4 protein-coding genes are annotated in these 7,545 nt (G+C 64.4%); 3 read left to right on the forward strand and 1 reads right to left on the reverse strand.

The features are described 5' to 3' along the window. Nucleotides 1-2,140, forward strand: a 2,140-nt coding sequence (locus tag EN984_RS15145) for a Tex family protein (protein WP_164765481.1), incomplete at its 5' end; no start/stop codon positions are given. Here the strand turns inward: EN984_RS15145 and EN984_RS15150 are convergent. Then, nucleotides 2,141-3,052, reverse strand: a complete 912-nt coding sequence (locus EN984_RS15150) for a LysR family transcriptional regulator (RefSeq protein ID WP_127268850.1) — start codon at nt 3,050-3,052, stop codon at nt 2,141-2,143. It lies immediately after the preceding gene. A 138-nt stretch (nt 3,053-3,190) separates the two neighbouring features. Between EN984_RS15150 and EN984_RS15155 the strand changes: the two genes are divergently transcribed. Next, entirely contained in the window at nt 3,191-4,387 is a 1,197-nt protein-coding gene (locus tag EN984_RS15155; protein ID WP_127268849.1) for an acyl-CoA dehydrogenase, read from the forward strand. A 112-nt stretch (nt 4,388-4,499) separates the two neighbouring features. After that, a partial coding sequence (locus EN984_RS15160; RefSeq protein WP_164765482.1) for a transglutaminase family protein occupies nt 4,500-7,545 on the forward strand: 3,046 nt, incomplete at its 3' end.

The following is a 7,545-nucleotide window of genomic DNA, read 5'->3' on the forward strand; positions in this document are numbered from 1 at the left end:
CTATCTGCGTGAGCTCGATGCGCGCCGCGACAGCATCCTTGGCTCGATCCGCGAACAGGGCAAGCTGACCGAGGAGCTTGAAGGCAAGATCGTCGCCGCCAGCACCAAGGCGGAACTTGAGGACATCTACCTGCCCTACAAGCCCAAGCGCCGGACCAAGGCCGAGATCGCCAGGGAGCGCGGGCTGGGGCCGCTGGCCGAAGCCATCTTGGCGAACCGCTCATTGGTGCCTGCCGAACTGGCACTGGCCTATGTCAGCGAAGAGGTGGCCGATACCAAGGCAGCGCTCGAAGGGGCGCGCGACATCCTGTCGGAACAATTCGCCGAGAATGCCGATCTGGTCGGAAAATTGCGCAGCTACATGAAGGAGCGCGCCTTCATGCGCGCCAGGGTGGTCGACGGCAAGCAGGAAGCCGGTGCGAAATTCTCCGACTATTTCGACCATGTCGAGCGCTGGGCAAATGTGCCGAGCCATCGCGCGCTGGCGATGCTGCGTGGCCGCAACGAGGAGGTGCTTTCGCTCGACATCGAGGTCGATGCCGATGATACGTCGCCGGTGAAGCCGGTCGAGCGGATGATCGCCAATGCCTATGCCATCGGAGGCAGCCTGCCGGGTGACCGCTGGCTGATGGAGGTGGCGGGCTGGACCTGGCGGATAAAACTGTCGCTGCACCTGACTCTCGATTTGATGCGCGACCTGCGCGAGCGGGCCGAGGAAGAGGCGATCCATGTGTTCGCCCGTAACCTCAAGGATTTGCTGCTGGCGGCGCCCGCCGGTTCGCGCGCCACTATGGGGCTCGACCCCGGCATCCGCACCGGCGTCAAGGTGGCGGTGGTCGACGGCACTGGCAAGGTGCTGACCACGACGACCGTCTACCCGTTCCCGCCCAGGAATGATGTGCGCGGCACGCAGGCGGAGCTCGCCAAGCTCATCCGGCTGCACAAGGTCGAGCTGATTTCGATCGGCAACGGCACCGGCAGCCGCGAGACGGAAAAGCTGGTCGCCGACATGCTGTCCGACATGCCGGCGGATGGTGGTCCGAAGCCCCTGAAGGTGATCGTCAGCGAGGCCGGCGCCTCGGTCTATTCGGCATCGGCGACGGCGGCGGCGGAATTCCCCGGCCTCGACGTGTCGTTGCGCGGTGCCGTCTCGATTGCCCGGCGGCTGCAGGATCCGCTGGCAGAACTGGTCAAGATCGAGCCCAAATCGATCGGCGTCGGCCAGTACCAGCACGATGTCGACCAGTACCGTCTCGGCCGCTCGTTGGAGGCGGTGGTGGAAGACGCGGTCAACGCCGTCGGCGTCGATCTCAACACCGCCTCGGCGCCACTGCTGGCGCGCGTTTCAGGTCTCGGCGCGTCTCTGGCCGACGCGATCGTCGCCCATCGCGATGCGACCGGGCCCTTCGCCAGCCGGAAAGATCTGCTCAAGGTGCCGCGGCTCGGACCTCGGGCCTTCGAACAATCCGCCGGTTTCCTGCGCATCGCCAATGGCAGCGAACCGCTCGATGCCTCCTCTGTGCATCCGGAAGCTTACGGCGTGGCGAAGAAGATCGTCGCCGCCTGCGGGCGCGATGTGCGGTCGTTGATGGGCGATAGTGCCGCGCTGAAGGCACTCGACCCGCGCGTCTTCGTCGACGAGCGTTTCGGCCTGCCGACGGTGCGCGACATCCTGGCGGAGCTGGAAAAACCGGGCCGCGACCCGCGCCCGGGCTTCAAGACGGCGACCTTCGCCGACGGCATCGACGACATCAAGGATCTGAAGCCCGGCATGCTGCTCGAAGGCACGGTCACCAATGTGGCCGCCTTCGGCGCCTTTGTCGATATCGGAGTGCATCAGGACGGGCTGGTGCATGTCTCGCAACTGGCCGACCGGTTCATCAAGGACGCGCATGAGGTGGTCAAGGCCGGCGATGTGGTCAAGGTGCGGGTCGTCGACGTCGACATCAAGCGCAAGCGCATCGCGCTTTCCATGCGCAAGGATGGCGGCGAGGGTGGCGCACCGCGTGGCGGGCCACGCGACAATGGTGGCGGCAGGCCGGCACCACGTTCGCCGGCACCGCAGCAACGCCAGCCGGAGCGGCCGGCACAGCAAGGCGCATTCGGTGCTGCCTTGGCGGATGCGCTGAAGCGGAAGTAGCTACCACGCCAGAACGGCCGGCTCCTTCTCGACCTGGCCCAGCAGCCAGTCGCGAAAACTGGCGACTGGCGGATGGCCTCGCTTGTCGTGTGGGACGACGAGATAGTAGGCGCTGCGGCTTTGCATGGGCCGGCCTGGCGCCGGCACCAGCTGGCCGCGCTGCAATTCACCTGCAATGAGGATCAGCGGCAGCAGCGCCACGCCGAGCCCCGCCATGCAGGCCTGGGCGGCGGTGCCGAACTGCTCGAACTGCATGCCGGGCCCGGTCGGCGCGCTCAGGCCCTGATGCTCGAACCATTCGGTCCAGGCGCCAGGACGCGTCGCCATGTGCAGCAGCGGCAGGCGGCCGATATCGGCCGGTGAGGCGATGGCGCGGCCGGCGAGGAATTCGGGCGACACGACCGGCGCCACGGTTTCGCGCACCAACAGTGTCGAGTCGGCCTCAGGCCAGTCCGGCAGGCCATAGTGGATGGCGGCATCCAGCCTCTCCCTGGCAAAGTCGAAGCGGCCGACGCGAGTGACGAAATTGATGGTGATATCGGGATTGCTTTCGACGAAATCGGGGATCATCGGCATCAGCCAGCGCGTGCCGAAGGTCGGCAGAATGGCAAGGTTCAGGATGCCGCTATGCCGATTGCTCATCAATCCAAGGGCTGCGTCACGCAACTGGCCAAGTGCCGAACGCACCGCCTCGGCGTAGATTTCGCCCGATGTCGACAGCCTGACATTGCGGCTGTCGCGTTCGAACAGCCGGCGGCCGAATTGGTCTTCAAGCGATCTGATCTGCCGGCTGACTGCGCCCTGGGTCAAATCGAGCTCCTGGGCGGCAGCGGTGAAACTGCCCAGCCGGGCCACAGCCTCGAAGGCGGCAAGGGCGCTTATGTTGGGCAAAAGGCGGCGTTGGACACTCATGACCCATTCCTAGAGCTCATTGATCGGTGAATCAATTTCGTTTGATTTTTTCGAGGCGCAGGCCGATAGAACGGGCCAACATTTTGCTTCATGCATGTCATCGTTTTGAGCGACATGCATTGGTTTGGGAGAAACGCGATGGCCGCCGACAAGAACGCATTCGTCTGGGAAGATCCGTTCCTGATCGAGGGCCAGCTTTCGGAAGACGAGCGCATGGTGCGCGACGGCGCGGCCGCCTTCGCCGCCGACAGACTGGCGCCGCGGATCGAGGACGCCTACCTCAACGAAACTTTCGATGCCGCGATCTTCCGCGAAATGGGCGAGGCCGGCCTGCTCGGCATCAACATCCCCGAGGAATTCGGCGGGCTTGGCGCGAACTACGTCACCTATGGGCTGGTCGCGCGGGAAGTCGAACGTGTCGACTCGGGTTATCGCTCGATGATGTCAGTGCAGTCGTCGCTGGTGATGTACCCGATCTACGCCTATGGCTCGGACGAACAGCGCAGGAAGTACCTGCCCAAGCTTGCCAGCGGCGAGTGGATCGGCTGTTTTGGCCTGACCGAGCCGGATGCCGGCTCCGACCCGGGCGGCATGAAGACACGCGCCGAGAGGACAGCCAACGGCTACAAGCTGTCCGGTTCGAAGATGTGGATTTCCAACGCGCCGGTCGCCGACGTGTTCGTCGTCTGGGCGAAGCTGAAGGGCGAGAACGGCAAGGACGAGATCCGTGGCTTCGTGCTGGAAAAGGGCATGAAGGGGCTTTCGGCGCCGAAGATCGGCGGCAAGCTGTCGCTGAGGGCGTCGATCACCGGCGAGGTGGTGATGGAAGGCGTCGAGGTCGGCGAAGACGCGCTGCTGCCCAACGCAAAAGGCCTTGGCGGACCGTTCGGCTGCCTCAACCGGGCTCGCTTCGGCATTTCCTGGGGCTCGATGGGCGCCGCCGAGGATTGCTGGCACCGCGCCCGCCAATACGGTCTCGATCGCAAGCAGTTCGGCAAGCCGCTGGCCGGCACGCAGCTCTACCAGAAGAAGCTGGCGGATATGCAGACCGAGATCGCGCTTGGGCTGCAGGCATCCTTGCGCGTCGGGCGACTGCTGGATGAAGGCAAGATGGCGCCGGAAATGATCTCGATCGTCAAGCGCAACAATTGCGGCAAGGCGCTCGACATCGCCCGCCAGGCCCGCGACATGCATGGCGGCAACGGTATCCAGATCGGCTACCACGTCATGCGCCACGCGCAGAATCTGGAGACGGTCAACACCTATGAAGGCACGCATGACGTGCATGCGCTGATCCTGGGACGGGCGCAGACGGGGATACAGGCGTTTTTCTGAGCCGGCAACCGTTGCTTAAATTAGGTGCACCGCAACATCTCTGCTTGGAGAATGGTCGCCAGATGTGTCAGGGTTCAGCGAAATCGTTTGAAACGCTGAATTCCGGGGCTCCATGGCAATTCTGGCAGCTGTCTACCACCTGACCCACTACAAGTACGACCGGCCGGTGGTTCTCGGGCCCCAGATCATCAGGCTGCAGCCGGCGCCGCATTCCCGCACCAAGGTGCTGAGCCATTCGCTCAAGGTCGAGCCGGCCAACCACTTCGTCAATCTGCAGCAGGACCCCTACGGCAACTTCCTAGCCCGCTTCGTGTTTCCGGAGCCGGTGACGGAGTTGAAGATCGAGGTCGACCTCGTCGCCGACATGACGGTCTACAATCCGTTCGATTTCTTCGTCGAGCCGTCGGCCGAGGCGTTTCCATTCGAGTATCCGGAAGAAATCCGCGACGATCTCGCCATCTATCGCACGCCGGAACCGGCGGGACCGCTGCTGTCGGCGCTGCTGAACACCATTGATCGCAGCGCTCCCAATACCGTCAATTTCCTCGTCGACCTCAATGCTCGGCTGCAGCGCGAGATCGCCTATATCGTGCGGATGGAAACCGGCGTGTTCTCGCCGGAAGAGACCTTGGCCGCGAAAAAAGGGTCGTGCCGGGATTCGAGCTGGCTGCTGGTGCAGATCCTACGCAACCTCGGCATCGCCGCGCGCTTCGTTTCCGGCTACCTGGTCCAGCTGAAGCCCGATCTGGTAGCACTCGACGGTCCGCCGGGAACGGCGATAGACTTCACCGATCTGCATGCCTGGTGCGAGGTGTATCTTCCCGGCGCCGGCTGGATCGGCTTCGATCCGACCTCTGGCCTGCTCACCGGCGAAAGCCATGTGCCGCTGGCGGCGACGCCGCATTTCCGCAACGCGGCTCCCATTTCCGGCTTGGCAAGCTTCGCCAATGTCGAATTCGGCTTCGAGATGCGGGTCGACCGCATCGCCGAACATCCGCGCATCACCAAGCCGTTCTCGGACGAAAGCTGGCAGGCTCTCGATGCGTTGGGCAACAAGGTCGATGCCGCTCTCGCGGCCGGGGACGTGCGGCTCACCATGGGCGGCGAGCCGACCTTCGTGTCGATCGACGATTTCGAGTCGGCCGAGTGGAACACCGCCGCCGTCGGTCCCACCAAGCGCGAAAAGGCGGACGAACTGATCCGTAAACTGCGCGAGCGCTTCGCGCCCGGCGGCTTTCTCCACTACGGCCAGGGCAAATGGTATCCGGGCGAAAGCCTGCCGCGCTGGACCTTTTCGCTCTACTGGCGTGCCGACGGCCAGCCAGTGTGGAGCGATCCGTCCCTGATCGCACGCGAAAAGAGCGAGGCCGATATCGGCCCGAAGCAGGCCGAAAGCCTGCTCACCGCGATTGCCGGCGAACTCGGCATCGACAAGACCATGGTCAGCGAAGCCTATGAGGATCCGGCCGAATGGCTGCTCAAGGAAGGCAAGCTGCCCGACAATGTCGATCCGTCCAACTCCAGGCTGGAGGACCCGGAAGAACGCAGCCGCATGGCGAAAGTGTTCGAACGCGGGCTGACCAAGCCGTCCGGCTATGTGCTGCCGGTGCAGCGCTGGAATAGCCAGGCATCGGATCCGCGCTGGCGCTCGGAAAAATGGAAGACGCGGCGCGGCCGGCTGTTCCTGGTACCCGGCGACTCACCCGTCGGCTACCGCCTGCCACTCGGCACGTTGCCCTATGTGCCGCCGGAGCAATTCCCCTACATCGTGCCGGTCGATCCGTCGCTGCCACGCGGACCGCTGCCCACGCGTGAAGCCATCCTGTCCTCGGCGGCTCCGGCTGAACTGGAAGGCGCCGACGAGATGGCGCGCCGCCAGCAAGCGGCATCGTTCACCGCTGCGACCGGCCAGCAGGACCGGGTCGAACAAGAGATCACCGAGATCGGCGGCGCGGTGCGCACCGCGCTTTCGGTCGAGCCGCGCGATGGGCGGCTTTGCGTGTTCATGCCGCCGGTCGAGGCGCTGGAAGACTATCTCGAACTGGTCGCTGCGGCCGAGAACGCGGCGAAGGCGATCGGCCTTCCCGTGCATATCGAGGGCTACGGCCCGCCTCACGATCCGCGCCTCAACGTCATCCGCGTCGCGCCTGATCCCGGCGTCATCGAGGTCAACATCCATCCTGCTTCCAACTGGCAGGATTGCGTGGCGACGACGACGGCGATCTATGAGGAAGCGCGGCAGACACGGCTTGGCGCCGACAAGTTCATGATTGACGGCCGCCACACCGGCACCGGCGGCGGCAACCATGTCGTGGTCGGCGGTGCGACACCCAATGACAGCCCCTTCCTGCGAAGGCCGGACCTGCTGAAGAGCCTGGTGCTGCAATGGCAGCGCCATCCGTCGCTGTCCTATCTGTTCTCCGGCCTGTTCATCGGGCCGACCAGCCAGGCGCCACGCTTCGACGAGGCGCGTCACGACTCGCTCTACGAGCTTGAGATCGCGATGGCGCAGGTACCGCATCCGGACCGGGGCAACGCACCCTTGCCATGGCTGGTCGACCGGCTGTTCCGCAATTTGTTGACCGACGTCACCGGCAATACGCATCGTTCGGAAATCTGCATCGACAAACTGTTTTCGCCGGACGGACCGACCGGTCGGCTGGGACTGGTCGAATTCCGCGGCTTCGAGATGCCGCCCAATGCACGCATGAGCCTCGCGCAGCAACTGCTTGTCAGGGCGATCATTGCCCGTGCCTGGAAGAGCCCGCTCGATGGCCGCTTCGTGCGCTGGGGCACCTCACTGCACGATCGTTTCATGCTGCCGCATTATGTCTGGGCCGATTTCCTCGACGTGCTCGACGACCTCAAGCTCAACGGCTTCGAATTCAGGCCCGAATGGTTCGACGCCCAGCTCGAATTCCGCTTCCCCTTCTGCGGTCAGGTTCAGCATGCCGGCATCAAGCTGGAACTGCGGCAGGCGCTCGAACCCTGGCATGTCATGGGCGAGCAAGGCGCGATCGGCGGCACCGTGCGTTTCGTCGATTCCTCGGTCGAACGGCTGCAGGTCAAGACCGAAGGGTTGAATCCGGAGCGCCACGCGATCGTCTGCAACGGCCGTATCGTGCCGATGAAGGTGACGGACAACAGAGAGGTCGCGG

Origin of the sequence: Mesorhizobium sp. M7A.F.Ca.CA.004.12.1.1, assembly GCF_003997835.1 — a bacterium.
Classification (GTDB): domain Bacteria; phylum Pseudomonadota; class Alphaproteobacteria; order Rhizobiales; family Rhizobiaceae; genus Mesorhizobium.

What these genes read in the sequence shown, in the direction of transcription:
- EN984_RS15155 (WP_127268849.1), top strand. Translation starts at nt 3,191, where the DNA reads ATGGCCGCCGACAAGAACGCATTCGTCTGGGAAGATCCGTTCCTGATC.
- EN984_RS15150 (WP_127268850.1), bottom strand. Translation starts at nt 3,052, where the DNA reads ATGAGTGTCCAACGCCGCCTTTTGCCCAACATAAGCGCCCTTGCCGCC.